The 22,826-nt window shown below is 41.8% G+C and carries 20 protein-coding genes and 1 pseudogene; 3 read left to right on the top strand and 18 right to left on the bottom strand.

What is annotated here, in order from left to right; translation table 11 throughout:
* Positions 1-3: 3 nt before the first annotated feature.
* The 5 genes from JK635_RS21250 to JK635_RS21270 form a co-directional block, all read right to left on the bottom strand.
* A complete protein-coding gene (locus tag JK635_RS21250) occupies positions 4-1,476 on the bottom strand; it encodes a YfcC family protein (protein ID WP_202655929.1) in 1,473 nt (490 codons plus the stop codon).
* Between the two features lie 65 nt (positions 1,477-1,541).
* A complete protein-coding gene (locus JK635_RS21255) occupies positions 1,542-3,167 on the bottom strand; it encodes an amidohydrolase (protein WP_202655930.1) in 1,626 nt (541 codons plus the stop codon).
* A gap of 528 nt (positions 3,168-3,695) precedes the next feature.
* Positions 3,696-4,415, bottom strand: coding sequence for a GntR family transcriptional regulator (locus JK635_RS21260; RefSeq protein ID WP_202655931.1), 720 nt, complete (start codon positions 4,413-4,415; stop codon positions 3,696-3,698).
* Between the two features lie 88 nt (positions 4,416-4,503).
* Entirely contained in the window at positions 4,504-5,322 is an 819-nt protein-coding gene (locus tag JK635_RS21265; RefSeq protein ID WP_202655932.1) for a fructoselysine 6-kinase, read from the bottom strand.
* A gap of 17 nt (positions 5,323-5,339) precedes the next feature.
* On the bottom strand, positions 5,340-6,308 hold the full coding sequence (locus JK635_RS21270) for an SIS domain-containing protein (protein ID WP_202655933.1): 969 nt from the start codon (positions 6,306-6,308) through the stop codon (positions 5,340-5,342).
* 403 nt (positions 6,309-6,711) lie between these two features.
* Between JK635_RS21270 and JK635_RS21275 the strand changes: the two genes are divergently transcribed.
* On the top strand, positions 6,712-7,239 hold the full coding sequence (locus JK635_RS21275) for an NUDIX hydrolase (protein ID WP_202655934.1): 528 nt from the start codon (positions 6,712-6,714) through the stop codon (positions 7,237-7,239).
* Between the two features lie 209 nt (positions 7,240-7,448).
* On the opposite strand, the gene JK635_RS21280 is transcribed toward JK635_RS21275, so the two are convergent.
* From JK635_RS21280 to JK635_RS21320, 9 genes are all read right to left on the bottom strand, one after another.
* Positions 7,449-8,411, bottom strand: coding sequence for an ABC transporter ATP-binding protein (locus JK635_RS21280; RefSeq protein WP_202655935.1), 963 nt, complete (start codon positions 8,409-8,411; stop codon positions 7,449-7,451).
* Positions 8,412-8,413: 2 nt separating this feature from the next.
* The gene (locus JK635_RS21285; RefSeq protein ID WP_202655936.1) at positions 8,414-9,400 is read right to left on the bottom strand and encodes an ABC transporter ATP-binding protein; all 987 of its coding nucleotides are present in this window, start codon (positions 9,398-9,400) and stop codon (positions 8,414-8,416) included.
* Positions 9,401-9,405: 5 nt separating this feature from the next.
* On the bottom strand, positions 9,406-10,296 hold the full coding sequence (locus JK635_RS21290) for a DUF1028 domain-containing protein (RefSeq protein WP_202655937.1): 891 nt from the start codon (positions 10,294-10,296) through the stop codon (positions 9,406-9,408).
* A gap of 15 nt (positions 10,297-10,311) precedes the next feature.
* The gene (locus JK635_RS21295) at positions 10,312-11,232 is read right to left on the bottom strand and encodes an ABC transporter permease (protein ID WP_235888285.1); all 921 of its coding nucleotides are present in this window, start codon (positions 11,230-11,232) and stop codon (positions 10,312-10,314) included.
* An 11-nt stretch (positions 11,233-11,243) separates the two neighbouring features.
* Positions 11,244-12,191 (bottom strand): ABC transporter permease, encoded by a 948-nt coding sequence (locus tag JK635_RS21300; protein ID WP_202655938.1) that lies wholly within the window; start codon positions 12,189-12,191, stop codon positions 11,244-11,246.
* Between the two features lie 63 nt (positions 12,192-12,254).
* Positions 12,255-13,913, bottom strand: coding sequence for an ABC transporter substrate-binding protein (locus tag JK635_RS21305; protein ID WP_235888286.1), 1,659 nt, complete (start codon positions 13,911-13,913; stop codon positions 12,255-12,257).
* Positions 13,914-13,917: 4 nt separating this feature from the next.
* Positions 13,918-14,958, bottom strand: a complete 1,041-nt coding sequence (locus JK635_RS21310; RefSeq protein WP_202655939.1) for a hypothetical protein — start codon at positions 14,956-14,958, stop codon at positions 13,918-13,920.
* Positions 14,959-14,968: 10 nt separating this feature from the next.
* Positions 14,969-15,694, bottom strand: coding sequence for a response regulator transcription factor (locus JK635_RS21315; RefSeq protein ID WP_202655940.1), 726 nt, complete (start codon positions 15,692-15,694; stop codon positions 14,969-14,971).
* The gene (locus JK635_RS21320; RefSeq protein ID WP_202655941.1) at positions 15,672-16,451 is read right to left on the bottom strand and encodes a sensor histidine kinase; all 780 of its coding nucleotides are present in this window, start codon (positions 16,449-16,451) and stop codon (positions 15,672-15,674) included. Before JK635_RS21320 ends, JK635_RS21315 begins: the two co-directional genes overlap by 23 nt.
* A gap of 261 nt (positions 16,452-16,712) precedes the next feature.
* Here JK635_RS21320 and JK635_RS21325 point away from each other — a divergent pair, with 261 nt between their 5' ends.
* Both JK635_RS21325 and JK635_RS24495 read left to right on the top strand, forming a co-directional pair.
* Positions 16,713-17,618, top strand: a complete 906-nt coding sequence (locus tag JK635_RS21325; protein WP_202655942.1) for an acetamidase/formamidase family protein — start codon at positions 16,713-16,715, stop codon at positions 17,616-17,618.
* 104 nt (positions 17,619-17,722) lie between these two features.
* Positions 17,723-17,893 (top strand): annotated as a pseudogene (locus tag JK635_RS24495) (proline dehydrogenase family protein); the annotation flags it as partial.
* Positions 17,894-18,126: 233 nt separating this feature from the next.
* Here the strand turns inward: JK635_RS24495 and arcC are convergent.
* The 4 genes from arcC to JK635_RS21345 all read right to left on the bottom strand — a co-directional run bounded on the left by arcC (position 18,127) and on the right by JK635_RS21345 (position 22,824).
* Positions 18,127-19,065: a carbamate kinase gene (gene arcC, locus JK635_RS21330; protein WP_202655943.1), complete on the bottom strand. Its 939-nt coding sequence runs from the start codon at positions 19,063-19,065 to the stop codon at positions 18,127-18,129.
* Between the two features lie 245 nt (positions 19,066-19,310).
* Positions 19,311-20,243 carry an NAD(P)-dependent oxidoreductase gene (locus tag JK635_RS21335; RefSeq protein WP_202655944.1) on the bottom strand — a complete coding sequence of 311 codons (933 nt, stop codon included), beginning with the start codon at positions 20,241-20,243 and terminating at the stop codon, positions 19,311-19,313.
* Positions 20,244-20,313: 70 nt separating this feature from the next.
* Positions 20,314-21,168 (bottom strand): dimethylarginine dimethylaminohydrolase family protein, encoded by an 855-nt coding sequence (locus JK635_RS21340; RefSeq protein WP_202655945.1) that lies wholly within the window; start codon positions 21,166-21,168, stop codon positions 20,314-20,316.
* A gap of 132 nt (positions 21,169-21,300) precedes the next feature.
* Positions 21,301-22,824 carry a YfcC family protein gene (locus JK635_RS21345; protein WP_202655946.1) on the bottom strand — a complete coding sequence of 508 codons (1,524 nt, stop codon included), beginning with the start codon at positions 22,822-22,824 and terminating at the stop codon, positions 21,301-21,303.
* Positions 22,825-22,826 lie beyond the last annotated feature (2 nt).

Raw genomic sequence — 22,826 nt, forward strand, 5'->3', positions numbered from 1 at the left:
TACTTACATCCCAACATAAGCCGAGATGGCTCCGAAAATGGCTGCGATGACCCAGAGGATCGGGAAAAGCTTCATGATTAATTTCAGCCATTGGCCAAAGCTGATGCGGGCAATGGCTAAGCCTGCTAACAGCACACCGCCGGTTGGCGAAATAAGGTTCGTTAACCCGTTACCAAATTGGTAGGCGGTAACCGCTGCTTCGCGGTTAATCCCGACGAGCTCCGCTAATGGGGCCATGACTGGCATCGTTAGGGCAGCCTCGCCTGATGACGATGGAACAAAGAAGGTAATCAGATTATGTGCCAGCAACATGATCGTCGTAAAGGCGAATTTTGGAAGCCCCTGCATCCAGCCGGCCAATGTATTCAAAATCGTGTCAATGATCATCCCGTTATCAGCAATTACAAGGATTCCGCGGGCCAGTCCAATAATCACGGCCGCGTAGACGAAGTCAGCGCAGCCTTGAACAAAGTTCTCGGCCATTTCCTTTTGATTCATTTTCGCAACGATACCGGCAAATAAACCTAAGGCGACAAAAATCGCACCGATTTCTGTCATATACCAGCCTTTGGCAAGAATGCCCCAAACAATTAAGCCAAGTGCAACGACAAAGCCTGACAAAATCAATTTATCTCTGAAAGAGAAAGTAATATCCTGCCCATCATCGGCTTTGATGAAGCGGTCGCGATTTTCCAGGTCATTTTTATAAACAACCGACTTCTCCGGATGCTTCCGTACTCTGTTGGCATACCACATCGTAAACGCAATCGAAACTCCGGTGAAGACAATCCACTCGATAAAGCGAAGCCATAATTGCGGATTTCCTTCAATTCCGGACACGCCCTGAGCAATCAGGACGGAAAACGGATTGAGTGTCGAACCGACATAGCCGATTTGCGTCCCTAAAAATAGAATCAGAATCGCCGTGATCGAATCAAATTGTAGAACATACATTAATGAAATAAAGATGGCATAAAGCGGGATGGTTTCTTCACTCATCCCAAACGTTGATCCGCCTAAGCTGAAAATGATCATCGCAATCGGGATGACGAGAATCCCTTTATTTTTCAATCGGCCGGCAAGGGCGACCAGTCCCCTGTCAATCGCACCTGTTTTTAAAATAATCCCAAATGCTCCACCGACAACCAACACAAAGGCGACGACATCAGCGGCATTGATGACACCTTCCATCGGTGCGCTAAGGATGCCTGAAAGACCTTGGCGTAAATCACCATTTTCTCCTGTTTTCGGGATGGTGTGGAATGTTCCCGGAACAATGACACTTCTTGTTGTTCCGTCGACGGTTACATCTTTACGGTCAAATTGACCGCTCGGAATAATCCAGGTCAACAGGGCGACAGCAATTATAATCAGAAAAATAAGTGTGTAGCTATGTGGCAGCGTCCATTTTTTTCGTTTTTCCGTTTTTTGTGGCTGTTTTTCCTCGAATGTTGCTTGCAATTGATTTGCTTCCATGGCAGTTCCCCATTTCCTTTTAAAATAACGTTTTATAACGTATTACCGAAAACTAAGAAACACTTTCATTCGTTCTCTTTTATGAGATCATAAACAATTTTTCCATCAGCAATCGTCAAAACCACCTTGGCAGCGCGGACTTCGGAGGCATCAGTGGTAAATAAATTCCGGTCAAACACGGCAAGATCGGCATATTTCCCGACCGAAAGCGAGCCCGTTTGGTCCTCCATCTGATGATGCTTCGCCCCGTTAATCGTCCATGCTTTTAGAAGCTCCGGGATCGGCATGCCCCGCTCCGGGAACCAGCCTCCCTCTGGTGAGCCATCAGGGAACAAGCGCTTGTTAGCGGCATAAATAGAATCCGGAACACTGGTAATGAACAGCGGCAAATCGGTTCCGGCGGTAACCGTAATCCCTGCATCCAGCATCGCGCGATAATCGTAAAAGCGATGTTCTTTTTCCTTTCCGACAACCGCTGCCATATAAGCCTCCTGATACGAAGGATTCAGCAGCAGCACTTGGGCATAAACCTCAGCAAATACCCCCAGCTCACCCATTCGCTTTAAATCGTCCGGATGAGGAAACTCTAGATCGCTAAGCGAATGGCGGACATCATGCTGACCATTGACTTGGCGACATTTTTCCAAAATGGATACTGCCTGGCGAATGGCCGCGTCGCCCTCCGCAGTCAAACAGCATTTGAGCCCCAGCTTGTCCGCCTGTAACACCAACTCTTCAATCTTTTGATAATCAATATCCAGTAAACTTTTGACTCCGGGCATGTCGGCATATGGCTCGAGCATATCGCCGGTATGGTCAGCGACGACACCATCGATCATTATTTTAAAACCTTGAAAATGGAGGTGGTCATCGCAATATTGGGCTTGATAGGTTTGCCCGACTTCGAGATTAAGAGGTTCCAAGACAGGTTCCAAGGCAAAGTGGACCCTTAATGGCAGGCGCTCTTCCGATTTTAGCTCGGTTAATACCGGTAGCAGGTCATATTGATCAAACCCAATATCCTTAATTGAGGTGACCCCACGGGATGCCAGCAGCTGACAGAAGTCCAGGAATTCCTGCTTCACTTGCTTCTGGTCCTGCAGCATGTCTTTTAATAAATGGGCCCTCGCCTCGGCACTGCAATTTTCCGGTGTAAAATGATATTGGTCGATCGCCTTTTGATTCATCCAAACAAAGCTTTTCGTGCGGTTAATGGCAATCACCGGCCTGTCCGGAAAAGCTTCATCAAGGAGGCGCTGTTCCGGTTTGCCGCCCCAGGTTTCCTGATCCCAACCATAGGCATACAGATTTTGTTCCGAATCGAGGATAACGGCGGACTCGATCAACCGCTGCAATGCTTCCTCAACCGTTGTGATGCCTGATAAATCAACACCTCGATGCATCGACATGTATCCGGTGAAAAACACATGGTTGTCATGAATGCCCGGCATCACAAGCTGTTCCCCGAGTTGGTACACCTTTGTTTCCTGACCAATCCATTGCTGAGCCTCATCATCTTGTGCGCCAACAGCGGCAATTTTGTTACCTTGAATCGCAATAAACCCGGCAAACGGTTCTTCTGCATCCGGCTCGCTTGAAAAAATATGATTTGAAATTAGGACAATGTCTGCCGTTCGGCTATTTGCAGCCTCGGTATGTTGCAGCGTCTCATCCGATACAGTATTTGTCATACAAGCAACTTCTTCCTATTGGTAATGGTAAAGCATAGATAGTTCAGCCTTGCTACTATTTAGAAATACTTTTAGGAATATTTAGGTACTGATTCGGACACCAGCCCCCTTTCCCGTATTAATCCAGTGAATAGAACAGATAGTGAATATTCATTCCCGCAATTTGTTGACGTTTTATATGAGGCATATGATGATCTCCTTTATTAAAACGCTGTCATTTTTGAAAAAATAGATTTAGTTTAGCATAACGATATGGAACGTTATGCTGATCGATGCTATTGTCGACCAGGGCGGCACAAATTTTCCCGCGCTCGGGCACCTATCCGGTCTATTGGTGACCAAGGCAACTCAGATTTCCATCACGCGGGCTCCAACAACGTCTATTGGGGACCGAACTGATCAAATTATCGGCCGCGCGGGCGCCTATCCAGCCTATTGGGGACCGAGACAACTCAACAACTTTCCATCGCGCGGGCTCCAACAATGCCGAGTGTGTGCTAATCCCGCGCTTATTCAAAACATCATTAACTACAACGTAAACTGATAGCGGTCACCGATAATATACTGTTTGCCGACATGTACCGGATCGTTGTTTTGGTCAAAAATAACGGTCTTCATCAAGAACAAAGGCTTCCCAATCGATGTTTCCAGCAGCTGAGCCTTTTCTTCATCGGCTAACACGATTTCTAAAGTGGTTTTTCCCGATTGCTCCGGACTGATTCCATACTTTTCCCGCAGCAAATCATAGAGTGACCCCTCCAACGCCTCCTCCAGCAGAAAGCGAAAGCGGGTACCGGGATAATAGTTATTTTCCAGCATCAGCGGGGCATCGCCGGCATATCTTTTCCTCTGAATATAGAGCACCTTTTCATCCTTCGCCAATTGCAGCAGCTGACGAAGAGCAGCATCAGGCTTGATCAGTTCTTTTTTCGTCACGACGCTGTGCGAACTTAACCCATTGGCCTGACAAGCCGCGGTAAAGCCCATGACATGATCAAATTCGATTTTGCGGTCAATTTTTCGAAGGCTGACAAACGTACCTTTCCCTTGCCTCTTCACTAAGTAACCTTCCTTAACCAGCTCTTCGACCGCTTTACGGACGGTAATTCGGCTAACATCGTACCGCTCACTTAATTCTACTTCAGTGGGGATTTTTTCCCCCTGCTGAAATTGATCATTTAAAATGGCAGCTTGAATGGCTTTTTTCAATTGAATATATAATGGTTCTTGATGGTCCGCGTTTAACATTATGTTCCCCTTCTTGTTTAAAACGTTATCTACTCTTATGAAAAGAGTACCAGAGCTTTCGTTCTATCACAAGAAGGAATCAATCATGTTACTGATAACGCACACCATAGCCAAACGATCCTTCTACAAGACAGCTCTTCGCCGCAAACCCGGCCGCCTCTTTCATCGCTGTTTGAATGTCATGACCTGTGATCAAAGAAAGCAGAAACGCAGTAATAAACGAATCGCCCGCTCCCATTGTGTCCACGGCTTTGACATATTCCGGAGCTTGATAATAGTAGTTTGCCCCGTCGAAGGCAATCGCCGGCTCACTGCCGCGGGTTGCCAAGAGAATTTGCCCCTCTTTTGCAAAATTGGCCTTTAATAATTGTTTGGCCTCTTCTTCAGACAAGTGACTGCAGGAGAAAAATCCATAATTGACATCAGAAATAAATTGGTCAATCTGTTCCTGCTGGAAATCATCGGAAAAGTCAAATGATAGCGGCACTCCGAGAGCGCTTAGTTCTGTTAAAATATGGCCCGTATGACTGTACAGCCCTGTATGGATAAGCGAAAATTCTTGAATATAGGCTTTATCGTCTTCTGTCAGCTCCAGTAAATATTCGCGTGTCACCCCTCCATCATTACTGCCGAGGAAAACCCGGTCGCCATCCTCCAAGGTAACGCGGGCACAGCCATTTTCTCCGCTAAAATGACGGCAATGCGAGACATCGATGCCGATTTCATTGACCACACGCTGAACATGCTCGGCCTCGGCATCATCACCGAATGTTCCAATAAACGCGGCTTCAAAGCCTAATTTTTTTGCAAACACACTGAAGTTCAAGGCATTTCCGCCCGGGTACATCGTTTTAATATGAACATATTTATCTACGACATTATCGCCGATTCCTATTACTTTAACCATATCATTCACCCTCTTTTTTAGTATGATACTTTCCCCATATAGCGGCGAGTTTCTAATGGATGATTGCGCACTTCAGCCAATGCCGCACGATACACACACATAATGCTATAAAATAAAATTGGATTGAAAAATTCCACCACTTCATCAGCAATCGTGTTAATGCCCAACTCTTTGGCATCGACAATTTCGACTTTTTCACCGTATTCAAGGAGGAATGTTTTCGCCCGCTCATCCAATGCCCGCGTCCGTCCTTCATTCATCAGCAAAATAAACGGCGTTTCTTTATCGGTGACTTCAAACGGTCCATGGAAATATTCGCCCGAATGAATCGAAGCCGCATTAAGCCATTGCATTTCCATCAGGGAACAAATCGCAAAACCGTAGGCATGTCCATAGGAAGCGCCACTGGATAAAACATAAAACAGCTCTTCATCTTTGTATTTTTCAGCAAATTCTTTTGTCCGGTCGGCAACCTGCTGCTCCCCTTTTTTAATAATGCCATTGATTTTTTCGATGCCGCTTTGGAATGCCTCGTAATCGGAATATCCTTCCGTTGCGTTAAGAACCTCAACCACTAATTGAAGGATGATCGCCATTGGATTATTTTTGACATCGCTGTCCTCGCCCCACTCATACAAAAATACATAATCGGAATGTTCATTCAAGGCAGCGTCTTTGTTATGGGTCAGGCCAATCGTATGGGCACTGTGTTCCTTTGCCACTTTCGCTGCATTGACTGATTCTGCCGTGTTGCCGCCATGAGAGCAGACAATCACAAGAGAATCTTGATTCAAACGTTTTGGGGTCGCATGAACAAATTCGTTTGCGGTATATAAACCGGTCACAACCTTTTTCGCTTCGCTTTCAAGGAAGTATTTTGCCGGATACATATCTACTAAAGATCCGCCACAGGCAACCAGGTATACCTCGGTAATCCCCTGTTCGGTCTGAGAATTAATTTCGTTGATGACATTAACTACGTTCATTTCAGTCACTCCTTCTGTTATCTATATAACGTTATATAACGTATTATAGTTACACTCTTAATATAAACGCTTCCATCACCTTCGTCAATGGCAAATTTGTGTCGTTTGGGTGAAAAAACGGTAGCGTGCCTTTGGGCTGGTTTATGAGAACCTGCAGCTGCTTTTTCTTTGGCTTATATTCTCATAGATGGCTGATGAGAACTCGCTACAGCGCTTTCCTAGGTCTTAAAGACAGGTATATCTGCAATATCTACACTTTTTTATTGGACATCTACACTAATTGGGACGATATCTACACTTTTCCAGCGTAAGCCTACAACTTAATGGCTCCCTAACTCGTGTTTTCTTTTTAAAAATGATAAATTTAATATTGCAATAAACTATTTATTGAGGTGAATAATAAATGGAATGGACGATTCGTTCTTCACATAAGGAAAAAATAAACCGCTATACGGTAACGATCGACCAGGTGGTAGTCCCCAATGGAGAGGAAAAAACCTTTGCCTATTTAGATTTTGCCAAAGGAGTTTGTATTCTCCCGATTACCGAGGACGCGGAAATCATTTGTCTGAAACAATACCGTCACGCCTTAAAAAGCTGGCAGTGGGAATTGCCGGCCGGCGCGATTGACAAGGCGGACCCGACTCCGCTGGACACAGCAAAAAGGGAACTTGAGGAAGAAACGGGCTATCAGGCCGAACATTGGCTTGAATTAGGCAGCTTCTACCCGTCACCTGGATCCACTTCTGAAGAAATTTTCTTATTTGCCGCTGCAGGCTTAATTCCTACTGAACAAAAACTGGAAAGCAGCGAGCAAATCGCATTACATAAACTGACAATGGAAGAACTAAAAACGTTAATTAAAATTGGCGAGTTCAAGCATGGTGCAGGCCTCGCGGCGGTTTTACGATACAAATTCATTACTGATTAACAGACATATCGCCTTTGAAAAAATAAGATCTGTCGTAACTTTCCGCCTATATAGACGGCATTAAAGACCTTATAAACGGATGCAGAGCCTAATGAATACAACGTTAATTCTACAAGTCAAAAAAACGATCTCCCATCACAGCTGTCTTTGATTGGAGATCGTTTTTTTCAAAATAATAAAGATAGTAAGGTTTCCAACTCTTATACTAACTAATATAGATGACACGCTACAAATCTACCGTTTTCCACCTCTTTAAAGTTAGGGCGTTCTTGTTTACAAACGTTCATGCAATAGCTACATCTCGTATGAAAGGTACAACCTGTCGGTGGGTTTTCAGGGCTTGGAACATCTCCTTCAAGGATAATCCGCTCCCTTTTGCTCCCTACCTTAGGTACAGGGACAGCCGATAGTAATGCCTTTGTATAAGGATGAAGCGGTCGCTTATAAAGACTGCTCTTCTCCGCTAGTTCTACCATTCGTCCAAGATACATAACCCCTACCCTAGTACTAAAATGCTTCACAACACTCAAATCATGGGCAATAAACAAATAAGTTAGCTTATATTGCTCCTGCAAGTCCTGCATTAAGTTGATGACCTGAGCCTGAACCGAGACATCTAATGCTGATACCGGCTCGTCAGCAATAATTAAGCTTGGTTCAAGCATTAAAGCTCGCGCTATTCCTACTCTTTGTCGTTGACCGCCGCTGAATTCGTGCGGGTAGCGGTTGCTCATCTCCTTATTTAGCCCGACTTTTTCAAGAATCTCCTGTACTCGTTCTTCTCGTTCCTTTCTCGAGTAAAGCTGGTGGATTTGAAATGGCTCCTGTAAGATTTGTTTAACGGTTTGCCTGCCATTCAGTGATGCATAAGGGTCCTGAAAAATCATCTGAATTTCCTTTCGAAACGGTCGTAATTCGCGAAAATTCATGTCGGTCAGGTTACTCCCTCTATACACCACTTCACCTGAAGTTGGCTTAATTAGTTGCAGTACGGTACGACCTAGTGTAGACTTTCCGCAGCCGCTTTCCCCGACAAGTCCCAATGTCTCCCCTTCATACAGAGTAAACGAAACATCATCAACGGCCTTCACTTCACTAACCGTTTGTCGAAACAAGCCCTTTTTAACCGGGAAATATTTCTTTAAATTAGTAACCTGAAGTAATTTCGCCATTATCAATTCACACCTTCCTTACTATAGAGCCAGCATCTTGCAAAGTGATGATCTGAGATTTGATAATGGTCAGGGGGCTGGTTATAGCACTTTTCTGTTGCATGAGGACAACGCGGGGCAAAACGGCAGCCGCTTGGAAACTCCTCAGGGGACGGGACCGACCCTGGGATTGCGTCAAGTCTACTAATATTTTCTTCAAGACTTGGGATTGAATTCAGTAGTCCGATTGTATATGGATGCTTTGCTTCATTAAAAATATCAGCAGCTTGGCCTTCCTCAACAACGGTTCCAGCATACATCACCATCACACGGTCACACACCTCGGCAACAACCGCTAAGTCATGGGTAATCAACATGACCGCAGTATTGAATTCCTGTTGTAGAGACTTAATCAGTTCAAGAATTTGGGCCTGAATGGTAACATCTAACGCGGTAGTCGGCTCATCGGCGATTAACAGCTTGGGATTACACGATAACGCCATTGCAATCATGATCCTTTGCCTCATCCCACCTGAAAGCTGATGGGGATATTCATCAATAATTTTCTCAGCGCGTGGTATTCCAACCTTTTTTAGCATAGAAATAATGATTTCCTCGGCCGCTTTCTTTGATAGCTGCGGTTCATGGGCCCGTATCATTTCAACCATCTGGTAGCCAATTGTCAGTACTGGATTTAAGGATGACATCGGATCTTGGAAAATCATAGCAATTTCCTTGCCTCTAATATTGCGGAACTCTCTCTCGGAAATACCGACCAAGGATCTGCCATTATATTGAATCGTGCTCTGCTCGCTAATTCGACTATAATTGTCTGGTAAAAGTCCCATGATCGAAAGGGAAGTAACACTTTTACCGCAGCCTGACTCACCGACAATTCCCAATGTTTCTCCAGGATTCACATGAAATGTAACCCCGCTGACTGTTGAAACATATTCTTTTTTCTTTTTGAATAAAATCTCCAAATCTTCTACTTGTAATAGTGCTGACATCGGCCTCAGTCCTCTCGGCTTACTAGTCTCTCCATGAACTCTACTACTTTTCGGTCAATCCAGCCTTGCTCTTGAATGCGTTCATCAAAGTTCTCAATTAAATGGAATGAATTCAGCGCCTCAAAAAACACAGTTTCTGACACTTGCTCATCGTTAAGGTATTGTAATGAAATTAAGTGCTGAAGCAGTTCCTCCTTTAAATCTCCTTCGACTTTTAAAATATCTTCAGGATTTGATTTCTTGAAATACAGCGCATGAAGATTGAGGAGGCGCTCTAATTCTAGGCAAGGACTAGTGTGGTCATCAACGCGGAGGTCAATGTATCGATCATCGTAACCTCCATATCCGCCATTTTCCTTTACGACTAAAAGGCCTGCTGATTGTTTACCACGGCTATCCCCGCCGGCTTCCTCTCCGGCTTGTAGTGCCTTCACCAATCGTTCTGCTAAATCGCCTGAAGTATGTTGGAATGTTTCGGCCATTGCTTTGACCACATTTTCCCCAGTCAAGATATTACCTTGACAGGCAAAATTCTCACCGGCAATACCGCCGGCCCACTCAAAACAATCGGATCCGGTAAAGGTAGCACTTCTTCCTTTTACGTCAACCATCCCTACCTGTCTTGATTCCTTCATCCCGTCATCTGCTGTTAGGAAATCAATAACCTCTTGTGGGCTTTTTCCTTCTGCCATTAATTCGAGCCCATTTTTTCCATAACCGACATTGACCCAGGACTGTGTTGCGATTGCCCCTACTCCGGCTTTTGCCCAAGGAACAAGTGCCCCAGCTGCTAAGAATTTAGAAGCAACGGCAACCCCAAGCTCACCTGTTTGCGGGTCAAAGCCTACAATGGAAAACGTATTAACAAAATCCTTTGGAATTCTCTTCTGATTCATCACTATCATCCCTTCTTATTTTGATTTCGGATCAAGCGCATCTCTTAATCCATCCCCTACTAAATTCAAGGAAAGTACCACCAAGAAAATAGCTAAGCCCGGAAGAAGGCTTTCGTGTGGTGCCACACGAATATATTTCTGTCCTTCACTTAACATTACTCCCCATTCAGCTAATGGAGGCTGAGCCCCCAGTCCGAGAAAGCTCATCCCAGATGCAGCTAGAATCATCCAGCCAACATCCAAGCTGGCAGCCACAATCAATGGCGGTAAACAATTTGGAAAAATATGTCGAACAATAATATGCCAATGACCGGCCCCTAGTGCCCGCTGTGCAAGGACAAATTCCATATTGCGATACATCAGTGTGCTGCTGCGGACGATTCTGGCATAGTAGGGAATCCCAACGATACTGACCGCAATCATCGTATTTAATAATCCGGGGCCAAGAGCAGCAATAATTGCAATCGCTAATAACACATATGGAAATGCCATTAATATATCCATAAAACGCATGATTACTGTATCAAAAAAACGCTGAAAGTAACCGGCAACTAAACCTAAAATTGTCCCGAAAACAAGCGCAATTCCGACAGCAATAAAGCCAATGACAACAGAAACCCTTCCTCCCCAAATAAGCCTGCTTAACATATCACGGCCAAGGTGATCCGTACCTAACATATTTCCCGGTGTCCCAATTGGCTGCAGCCGTTTTGCCAAATTTACCTCAACTGGATTTTGCAGAGGTAACACTGGAGCTAGCAAAAATAAGCAGAGAAATAAAAACAGCAGCACAAAGCCAACCATCGAGGCTTTATCTCTAATAATTTTTTTACAGGCAATTTTCCAAGGACCGTCCGCTCTCTTTCCCCTTTTTCCCTCCATTACAACAGTTGGATTTAGCACCTTTTCTTGTTCATTCTGTAATTGTGGTTTCATTTTATCACCGCCTATTGGTAAGAAATTCGTGGGTCGAGAATGGCATAAAGGATATCAACAATTAAATTTACGATGACGTACGTTGTTGCCACGAACAGAATAACTCCTTGAACAAGCGGGAAATCCCTCGCCAGAATCCCATTCACCATTAACGTCCCGATGCCAGGCCAGGCAAAAACCATTTCCACCAAAACAGCCCCTGCCAATAGGAAGCCAATCTGCATTCCCAGTACCGTTAATACAGGAATGAAAGCATTTTTTAATGCATGAATATAGATGACCCGCCTTTCATTGATCCCTTTTGAACGAGCCGTACGAATATAATCCTGTTCGAAGACTTCTAGCATACTAGATCTAGTCATTCGGGCAATCACGGCCCCTGCCCCTGCTGATAGAGCAAGCGATGGAAGGACTAGATGTAGGAATAGATCCATCAAACCCGTTTGACCCGGTGAATACATTCCCGAGATTGGAAATAACTGAAGCTTTAACCCAAACACAATTTGCAAAATAATTCCTAGCCAGAATACCGGAAGGCAAAAACCCACGAGCACAAACAGCATTAAGCTACGGTCCGTCCAGGAAAATTTTCTATATGCGGAGATAATTCCCGAACCAATCCCAATTGCTGTGGCAATTAGAATACTACAAAGGGTCAGGAGTAAAGTTGCTCCGAAACGGTCTGCAACTAACGGCAGGACCTCCATCTTTAATTGCAGAGAGCGCCCCCAATCACCTGTTAAGACATTGCTAATCCACGTAAAGTACTGAACATATAGAGGCTGATCCAAACCGAGTTCGGCATTCAGTTTTGCAATTGATTCAGTTGTTGCCTTTGGGCCAAGCATAATTTTGGCTGGGTCACCAGGCGACAAATGCATAATCATAAATACCAGAATCGTTACTCCGATAAGTACGGGTATTAATCCCCAAATTCTTCGCAATATATAAGAAGCCACTACCTACACCTCTTTTCATTTAAATTGATAAAGAGGAGTTTATCTCCTCTTTATTTACCAAATTTATTGAACTTCTACATTTGCAAAACGGAACACTCCGGTTGGGTGAAGTTTAAAGTTTTTAATCTTCTTACCTGCCACAACAATTTGTTTTTCGGAGTCTATCACTACCCATGGTGCGTCTTTCATAATAATTTCCTGAGCTTTTTCATACATTTTTGTTCGCTCGCCTTTATCCTCGGTCACTCGGGCATCATTTAATAATTGATCGACTTCTTTATTTTTATAATAGGCATCATTAAATCCAGCCGTTGGCCATTGCTGACTGCTAAAGAGAATATAAAGGAAATTATCCGGGTCTCCGTTATCACCAATCCAGGACATTTGGTGCATATCCATCTCATTTTCAGCGACTGGGACAAATACTTTATCGAGATAGGCACCCCATTCGATGGTTTGGATTTTCACTTCAATACCCACTTTTGCCAGGTCAGATTGGATAGCAGCAGCCATCGCCTGTGGCTGTTGCATACCAGAACCAGACTCTGGAACCCAATACGTCACTTTCAGTCCATCCTTGTAGCCTGCCTCTGATAACAGCTGTTTCGCCTTTTCCGGATTATACTCATAGTTTTTCAGCTCTGCGTTATGACCCCAAACAGTGGATGGAAGAACGGTATTGGCCACCTCACCAGTTCCTTTTAAAATATCCTTTACAATTGATTCTTTATTAATAGCATAGTTAACTGCTTGACGTACCCTTATATCATTAAATGGCTTCTTTTGTGTATTAAAGGCTGTCCACCAAAGATGCATACCAGCCTGCTCAATGACTTGGAAGTTATCATCAGCACGAAGGCGGCTAAGGTCATCTGGAGGAATATTGACAATCATATCAATGTTACCTGATTCAAGTTCAGCCAAGCGAGTTTGTGGATCAGTGATTGGCTTAAAAATTAAGGTGTTAACCTTTGCTTTCCCATTAAAATAATCTTTGTTTTTCTTTAATACAATTTCTACTCCTGGGTTCCAACTTGAAAATTTATAAGGTCCTGTTCCCACAGGATGTTTGGTAAAATCGGCACCATATTTTTTTACGGCTGCCGGACTGACGATACTAGCTGCATGCATAGCCAAATTACCTAAAAATGGCGCAAACCTCTCTTTCAAGGTAATTTTCACCGTGTAATCGTCAACAACTTCAACCTTTTTAACCATTCCAAAGGTAAAGTCTGCATAAGCAAATTGTCCTGTATTATGATAAGGATGTTTAGGGTCGATTTGTCGATCAATGCTAAATTTCACAGCATCAGCATTGAAATCTGTGCCATCATGAAATTTGACACCCTTTTTTAAATAAAACGTATAGACAAGTCCATTGTCTGACACATCCCATTTCTCAGCTAAGTCTGGCTCAATTTCTGTGCTTTCATCCTTAAACTGGACAAGCTGATCATAAATTTCCATGGCAGCACGACTAGAGTTATAATCTGATATTTGATGGGCATCTAAGGAAGTTGGTTCAGCTTCCAGTCCAATCACAATTTGGCTATTTCCACTTTTCTCCTGATCAGACGTTTTCGATGAACAAGCACCAAGTATCATTATTGCTGCAATCAATGTACCCATGAGCAATTTGTTAATCTTCATCTTCATTCCCCCTTCATACGAAAGTCCTAATACTTTTATTATAAAAAAAAGCCTCAACAATTTTTTAAACAATTGTTCAGACTTTTTTAAATATTATTACTTGTATTCCAGTCATGATAAAACTGATTATAGCAGTGATACCAATGATTAATCCGAAAGTAACATACACATAAAGGAGACTTATATTTTTATATAATAAAACAATGGAAATAAAGCTGGATACGATTAACAACATCCCTGGAATCCAATTCCGAATTTGGTCATCCTCCTTCCCCTTTTTGAAATGAATTGTAATCGCCGACAATAGCGATAATCCATATAAGCTCATACAGACAAGATGAAAAATAGGAGACGAGGACTTCTTTTCAATTAAATAGAGAAGAACTGCATTAGGATTTTCAAGATCAAAATTTTGTGTAGCGGCAACAATGGTCATGGTCGAAAATGACAGGATCAGTGTTGTAAAAATGCCGATGGCCACTAACAATTTGCGAATACCTTTGCCCATCTGAGGCCCAGCAAATCTTTTGAGTGTGGGCAGCTGCCAATATAATTTTCCGCTAAAAATCACCAGACAAATAAAGAAATAGCTGAGATAGTTTTGTTGATTTAGATGCAGTACATAGGGATGATAATGTAAAAGATTATGATAAACGGTTTCAAGGCCTTCCTGCAGGTAAATATAAATTGGGAGAAAAATGGCCAATCCAAACAGCAGGGATACATTACCAAAGAGCGCACCTTGTTTTAAAAAAGCCCAATTATTACAAAGCTGAATCACGATGAGTATCAATAACAAGTGAAGTAATAATGTCATATATACATTTAGTTGAACTAAGACTTGTAGAATGAAAGAGCCAATCAATAAATGAAGGAGCATAGCTCCCATATATGAAATGTAGGTAATCGCTTTTTTTAAGATAGTTGTACAAGTAGAAACGCTATTGGAATAAAGCAAGGGAATGTTCAGTAGGAAAGCTAATAATAGTGCGGTAGTAATCATTAATCCTGTCAATGCTCCTGATTGGAAGACCGCCTCTCCTATTAAGAAAATCATACTTGCTGACCCCCAACTGCCAAGTAAAAATGTAATACTTAACGGTTTTTTCTCGATCATAGCTATCTCCTTAGTCTACAGGCAAAGCGGACTGCTTAAATTTCATTGGAGTGGTCTGAGTTAGCCTCTTAAAGGTGGTGCTAAAATAGTGCTGACTGTTAAACCCACATTCCTCAGCAATTCGCTGTATGCTCCAAGACTTTTGTTTTAATAATAAATATTTCGCCATTTCAACACGATAATGGAGCAGGTAATCAGAAAATGGAACACCTACCTCTTCACTAAATAAGCGTGACAGATAATTTGAATTTATATGTAACTCATCGGCAATATTTGCCAATTTTAGTGGTTGATGATATCGTTCCTTTACAATTGCAAGTACGTTTTGGATCATTTCCGAACCAATCATATATTCAGGATGATTCTCAATATAGTCTTTTAACACTTTGATAAGTTCACTTTCAATGATAGGTTTTACGATAAAGTCAACTGCCTTTAACGTGAGCGATCTTTTCGCATATTCAAACTCCTGCAACGCCGAAACAACAACAATGTCCATGTCCGGCATGATTGTTTTCATTTGCGCGGCAACATCCAGGCCATTTTTTCCTGGGAGTTTGATATCAACAAGTGCTAATTGCAAGGGCTTACCTTTATTCTTTAGCCTTTGCACAAGCGCTACCGCTTCAGAACCATTGAGGCATTTTTCAATATCCCATGAAGGAAAATGAAGATGAATTAGAAATTCCAGCTGTTCCAGTTCAATGGGTTCATCATCTAAGAGCAATAGATTCACTTGACATCTCCTCCATTTTATAGATTAATGGTAACACAATAGAAACGGAGCCACCCTTGCCTAACTTCACTGTAATGGATGCATTTTCACCGAATATCAGCTGAAGCCGCTTCTTAATATTTTTCATTCCAACTCCCGCTTGGTCGTCAATAAATGGGTCAAGCTGAAATCCCGGACCGTTGTCCTTTACACTTATCTGAATCTTTCTCTTTTGAATTTTTTTGATCGTGATCTCTAATATAGCTTCTCTCTCAATCATTTCTATCCCATGCTTAAAGGCATTTTCTGCTAATGATTGTAGCAAGTAAGGAATTATTAAGGCCTGATTAAGGTCCTGATCTAGCTGCCAAATAATTTTCAAGCGGTCGCCAAACCTAAGTTTCTGGATTTCAAGATAGTACTTTGTATGTGTTACTTCCTTCTCCAATGGACAGAGAAGCTCTTTATTCATATATTTCGTTCTAATAAATAACACTAGATATTCAAATGACTTGGTCAAAGTTTCATATTTTTGTAGCCGAATAAGGCCATAAATAGAATTCAAGGCATTGAATAAAAAATGGGGTTGAATCTGCTGATTAAGCTGTAAATACCGACTCGTCTCCAACTCCTTTTCTAATAATATTTGTTTATTTTGAACCTGCAATAGATATACACGCTTTTCCAGCATATTGTAGAAAATGAGTGCCACAAGCCCAATAACCGGACCTATAATACTGATAAGAATGATGAGAAAAAAACTTTCATATGATAGCACCCGTACCATTCCTTGTTTTCTGAATTTTCTTATATCATACCTGATATTTGTTTATAGTCAATATGTAAGTGGGCATGATTATCTATCTTGATAAACCTCCACTGCTAACGATCATGATAAATACGGTTTAAAAGTTTGTAATAGTTAAATTATATAAACAGGGGTTAATAGCTTTTAAAATTATTTAAAGGTTAGATAAGTAATTTTCATAATTTTAAGTTACTATTTAATAGAGTACAATTTTAAATGAGGTGCATAAGTATGGTTGAAACATTAGCCTGTGGCGAAGCGATTTATGCCTTTAGCAAGAGTAATACTCCGGTGAAAACGGTCGAGCCTGGTTCTACCATTACGATTGAAACATACGATTGCTTTCAAAACCAAATCCGCTCCAATGATACGGAGATTAACTCCATTGATTGGGAGCAGATTAATCCGGCTACCGGTCCGATTTTTGTAAAAGATGCTCTGCCGGGTGATGTCTTATCTGTTAAAATTGAAAAAATTGACCTAGCTAGCGAGGGTGTCATGACCGTAGGGCCAGGACTTGGCGTCATGGGCCATCGGTTAGAAAAATTCGAGGCAAAGATGATTCCAATTGTGGATGGAAAGGCAGTTTTTAATGACAAGCTGGCGATTCCGCTTAATCCCATGATTGGCGTTATCGGCGTTGCTCCGGCCGGCGATCCGGTTTCTTGCGGGACACCTGGGGCTCACGGCGGCAACATGGATACGAAGCTCATTACTGAGGGGGCTACTCTCTACTTCCCAGTGTTTGCCGAGGGAGCCTTGTTCGCCTTGGGCGATTTGCATGCCGCTATGGGGGACGGCGAAGTGGGCGTGTCCGGTATTGAAATCCCCGGGAGCGTCACCGTCACTTTGAATGTCATTAAAGGGAGCTCGCTGCGGCATCCGCTGCTCGTAAATGAGGAAGGGATTGCGGTGATTGTATCCGCCGAGACACTGGATGAAGCTGCGAAAACTTCAGTGGAAGAAATGATTGATTTGCTTCAGCCGCATACGGACTTAAGCTTGAACCATATTACCATGTTAATGAGCGCAGTCGGGCAAACACAAATTTCGCAAATTGTCGATCCACTGGTAACCGCCCGATTCTTTGTGCCTAAATCTGTGCTGGATGCGTATCGGGTTAAATTGTTTGAATAATAACGATGGGCTGTCCAAAAAGTCATTGATTTTGACTTTTGGATGCCCTATTATTTGTATTTTTTCAAAAAAGCGCACAAAAAAAGCGCCTTTTCTAGTAAAACCAAATGCTATATGGATTTCGAAATGATCTACAGCTGACCCTTGTCAAAGAGGGTTACAAAGTTCGAGTCTACGTACCCTTCGGCAACGACTGGTTCGACTATTTCATGCGCCGTCTAGCTGAAAGGCCACAAAACGTTGCCTTCGCTTTTAAAGGCTTTTTTGGTTCATAAAGGCTTTTTTTATTATGTTATCCACTTTTTCTGTTTTGTTATTTTTTAAGTGGACGGTTTAACATCCTAAACGACGAAATATTGGAAAATGTTTTTAATTATACTATCTATCAGGTTAGTAATAAAACTCCACGGAAAACGAATGGTGATATTTACAAAAAGAAACTGCTTCCAACCGGATAAATTTTCGGCTTGGAAACAGTTTCTTTTGATAAATCATAATTCAATCGATCTCAAACCGTTAACACAGTGCCAGTTTTACCTGCTAAAGCAGCTGGTGCATGTTCCAGGGAAGTAATCATTGCCTGGCCACTTGGACACGCCTCTAAATAGGATAAACATGCCTCTATTTTAGGAAGCATGCTGCCTTTAGCAAACTGCCCTTCCATAATATAATCCTTTGCTTCTTTTAAACTTATAAAACTCAACCCTTTTTGATTAGGGCTGTTGAAATTAATGTACACTTGGTCTACTGCAGTTAAAATTAAAAACAAATCAGCATGGACATCTATCGCCACCTTAGCAGTTGAACGATCCTTATCGATTACAGCTGCAACTCCATGATAACCATTTTCGTCCTCTACTACCGGAATTCCCCCACCACCAACTGTAATAACAATCTCACCTTTTGAAGCTAGCTCTTTTATTAAGTCCATTTCGACAATTTTTCTCGGCAATGGGCTTGGAACTACGCGCCGATACCCGCGTCCTGCATCTTCAACAAATTTAAAACCTTTTTCTTGTGCCAGTTTTTCTGCTTGCTCTCTACTATAAAATATTCCTACTGGCTTAGAAGGCTTTTTGAATGCTTGATCTCCCTCATCAACCACTACTTGAGTCACCAATGTACATACAGTGCGGTTAATGTGCTGGGCAGCCAATTCATTCTGAATAGCTTGTTGAAGATGATAACCAATATAGGCCTGACTCATCGCTCCACATTCGGGAAAAGGCATAGGAGGGATCGTGTTATCGCTAAGACTTGCAACATCAAAAGCAAGATTGATCATTCCTACTTGTGGACCGTTTCCATGACCGATAATAATATCGAAATCTTCTTTTGCAAAGCTGGCAATCGTTTTAGCTGTTTCTTTTACTAATTTCAATTGTTCCTGAGGACTATTGCCAAGCGCATTTCCTCCTAAAGCAATTACTAGTTTTTGTCGCGGCATTGTTATTCTCCCCTTCCCAAACCATCATTTATTTTAAAAATAAAAGTAATTCTGCTTAAAAGCGGTTAAAAAAAAGGGCCCAATATTAAGGCTTTGGACACCCCAAAAGATTCATTTTTATAAAGTACCGCATCCTTTTGTGAACTCCGTTTACATACATCTGTCCTTAACCGACATACTTTTTAATTGACAATGAACCATTTTTGCAATTTACACAACATCTTTTTAAACACACAGTTTACCATTTAATTCACCAGTTTAAATACTTTGGCCTTTTCTCCCTTTAAATAGTAAACAATATTTTTACATGAAAGCTCTTGAAGAGACTCCAATGATGTTGTTGAATAGAACGAAGCATGTGGTGTAATAATCACATTTTCGCGATGTGCCAGTGGATGATTCTTCAAATCAGGTGTTTCATTTGTCAGAATATCAAGACCGGCGCTGCGAATTTTTCCCGTGTTTAATGCTTCCACGAGGGCATCTTCGTCTACACTTAAGCCACGCCCCATATTAATAAAAATTGGCTGTTTTTCCATCAATTCAAACGCTCTATTACCAAAAAAGTGGACATTTGTGTTATTTAAATTCATGTGATTACAAATAATGTCAGCTTCTTTATATATTTCTTCAGCTGATACAAGTTCAACATCTAATTCGTGAGCTAATGACTTATCAACATAAGGGTCATAGGCAATAACTCTCTGGCATAAAGATTTTACTTTCTTTGCAACACAGCGCCCTATTTTTCCAAACCCGAAAATACCAACCGTTTGTTTTTCCATTCTAGGAGTTGGGTCGAAACTAGCAAAATCCCAACGGGCAAGTTCATCAATATCTTTAATATAATGTTTTAAGCCTTTGTTAAGGGCAAACATGAAGGCTAACGTTCCTTCAGCAACATCCTGAGTGCAATATTCTCCTACAGGACTGACCCCTATTCCTCTGTTGGTTGCCTCTTGTAAATCTACCACATCATATCCCGTTGAGTTTAATGAGATGATTTTCAAATTAGGGGCATGTTCGAATGCCTCTTTATCTATTTTGATAAATGCCGTCAATAATGCAGCTGCATCTTTTAATCGGTCATAAAATTCGTCTCTTTTGGCGTCATGATATGGATATACTTCGATTTCAATTTCATTCCCTAATCCCTTTTTTAGTACTTCTTTTTCCAAATCGTGAGTGGGCATCATCGATTCGGGATAGTCACTTATAAGGATTTTCATTTTCCTCACCTTGACCTTTCTACGCCCGTTTTAGTGGGAATGTTAAACAGTGAGGGCCACCGCCACCATGTAAAACTTGAACAAATGGAACCTCGATAACCTCCACTCCTGCCTCTTTCATCTGATTATTTATCGTTCGATTATTTTCAATGGCAATGACCTTATTGTTTCCTAGAGCTTGGACATTACAGCCATGTCGGAAAACTTCTTCTGAAGGTACATCAATAATGGTAAAGCCACGACGTTTCACCATTTGTAGGAAATTATATGGAAGTTCCCTTGTCGCTGCTAAACAAACATCCTCTGTTACAATATTAAATACCATATCCAAATGCAGATTTGCTGGAGGAACGGGAACTCCCACTACGGTGTAACCGTATTTTGACAATTGATCTCGTAAGTTTGCTACACCGGCTTCATCCGTACGATCGACAAGTCCAAAAGCGATGGTATGCTCATCCAACATCCAAATGTCTCCACCTTCAAAGCAGCCAGCATTTACACGGGCAATAACAGGAATCCCAAGTTCTTTTAATTTTGCTTCATATACTTCTGTTTCCCTTTGACGTGCGGGATGACGGAAATGTCCGATAATCGCGCCTTCTTTTACCATTCCTCCGAAGTCTCTTGCAAAAGTCATCACTTCTAGTTGTGGATCTGGTTCCATTTCGATAACTTCAACGCCACTATCTCTGTAAGCCTGTAGTAAATACTCCCATTCATGAACCATGACGTCATTTTTCTCGGCGTCTCCTTTTTCCATCCAGCTTTTTGTAATCTCATTGATGGCATTAAACTTATAATACTTAGGTGAGCAAACAAGGACCTTTTCTAATTTATTTGTAGCATTTTTCACATAAAATTGTTCTGACATTTTGAAATCCCTTCCTTTTATTACAAATTTAATAGTATAAGATGGAGGTCTCGAGCGAACCACAACTTGTTATATTTGGCGAGTTTTTAATGAGACCTTCAATCGATACTTAGCGGGTTTAATTTCTATCTATCAGACTAGTAAAGCGCCTACATATAGGAACACAGCACTTAAAGCGATGACCCCAACAACAAACTTCCAGGAATATTTAACCCAGGTCGTATAGCTGACATGAGATAGCTGGCATCCTGTCATCACAACGATGGATGTAGGAGCAATCATCTTGGCTATTCCAAGAGCAGCAGCATAAGCAGTGATCACCAGGTCCTCAGGCAAATTGGCAAACCGGGACAAAGAAGCCATAATCGACATAGTTGCTGCAGCCAATCCGGTTGAACTCGGTATCAGTGCTGCTAAAGGAAGATAGAATAACAGGCTTACGACTGCAAAAATTTCAGGAGACAAGCTGCCTAACGATGTTTCTCCCAAGTGCAAAATCGTTGGAGTAATTAAACCGTTATTCATCACAACTTGGATCCCACGGGCTAATGGGATAATGAGAGCTGTACCTACTAAATTTCCTGCTCCTTTTAGAATAACATCGATTATTTCTCCGGATTTCATATGCATGGCAACACCACAAAAATAAGTGATAACCAATATTAACATGGAAAGCTCGTTAAAATACCATTGACCAAATGGAACCATATCAGTACCAAGGATTTTCCCGATTACTGGTATTCCAATCAACCAGTTATTAAGACTGATAAAAAAGGTCCAATGGGAGTTAAGCGAATCCCAAGGGATTAAGGCAATAATCATGATGACAAATAATCCGATAAAAAGTGTTAGAACTCTCTTTTGCTCCTTCGTCATGGCGACATTTTCCTCTTCAGCCAAAGGAAACTCTTTTAAATCTTCTGCTCTTCGAAAAAATTGTGGTGATAACTGCGGGTTTTTCTGAACTTTATCTGCGTATTTGCAAATAAAGATAATGGTAACTGCTAAAAATACAATAAGCATGATCACCCTCATGAATAATCCTTCACCAGGGCTAATTCCTGCAATTTCTGAAGCTACACCGACTGAGAATGGGTTAATCGTTGATGCCAAACATCCAACTTGAGTACCCAAAACGACAATAGCGACTGAAACTACCGGGTCCAAGCCAATACCAAGAATGACCGGCATGATCATTAACATGTAGACAAAGCCTTCTTCGTATGCCCCTTCTACTGTTCCCAAAATGCCCATAATAATGACTAAAATAGCAATTAACTTATGCATATTATGTTTATTTTTTAAAGTAATATTTTTCAAGGCAATTTTTATGGCTCCCGAGCGATCCATCATCTCTAGTAAGCTGCCAAATAGCATGACAAATAGCGAGATTCCAATCGCACCGGTAATACCTTCGCCCCCGATCATGCCAATGATCGGTGACATGAGGATTTGCCATAGACCCTGTGGGTTTGAATCAACCTGTTTATAGGTACCTGCTACAGCTTGTCCAGCTTTATTTACTTCGTATTGTCCACCAGGAATAATCCATGTCAAAATTGCGATAAAAACAATGATGAGAAACAGTGTGACATACACATTCGGCGATTTGAAGGCTTTTTTCTTTTTCTTTTCTACAACACCTTCTTTTCCCATCT

The sequence above is a fragment of the Neobacillus paridis genome, assembly GCF_016765675.1.
Taxonomy (GTDB): Bacteria; Bacillota; Bacilli; order Bacillales; family Cytobacillaceae; genus Neobacillus; species Neobacillus paridis.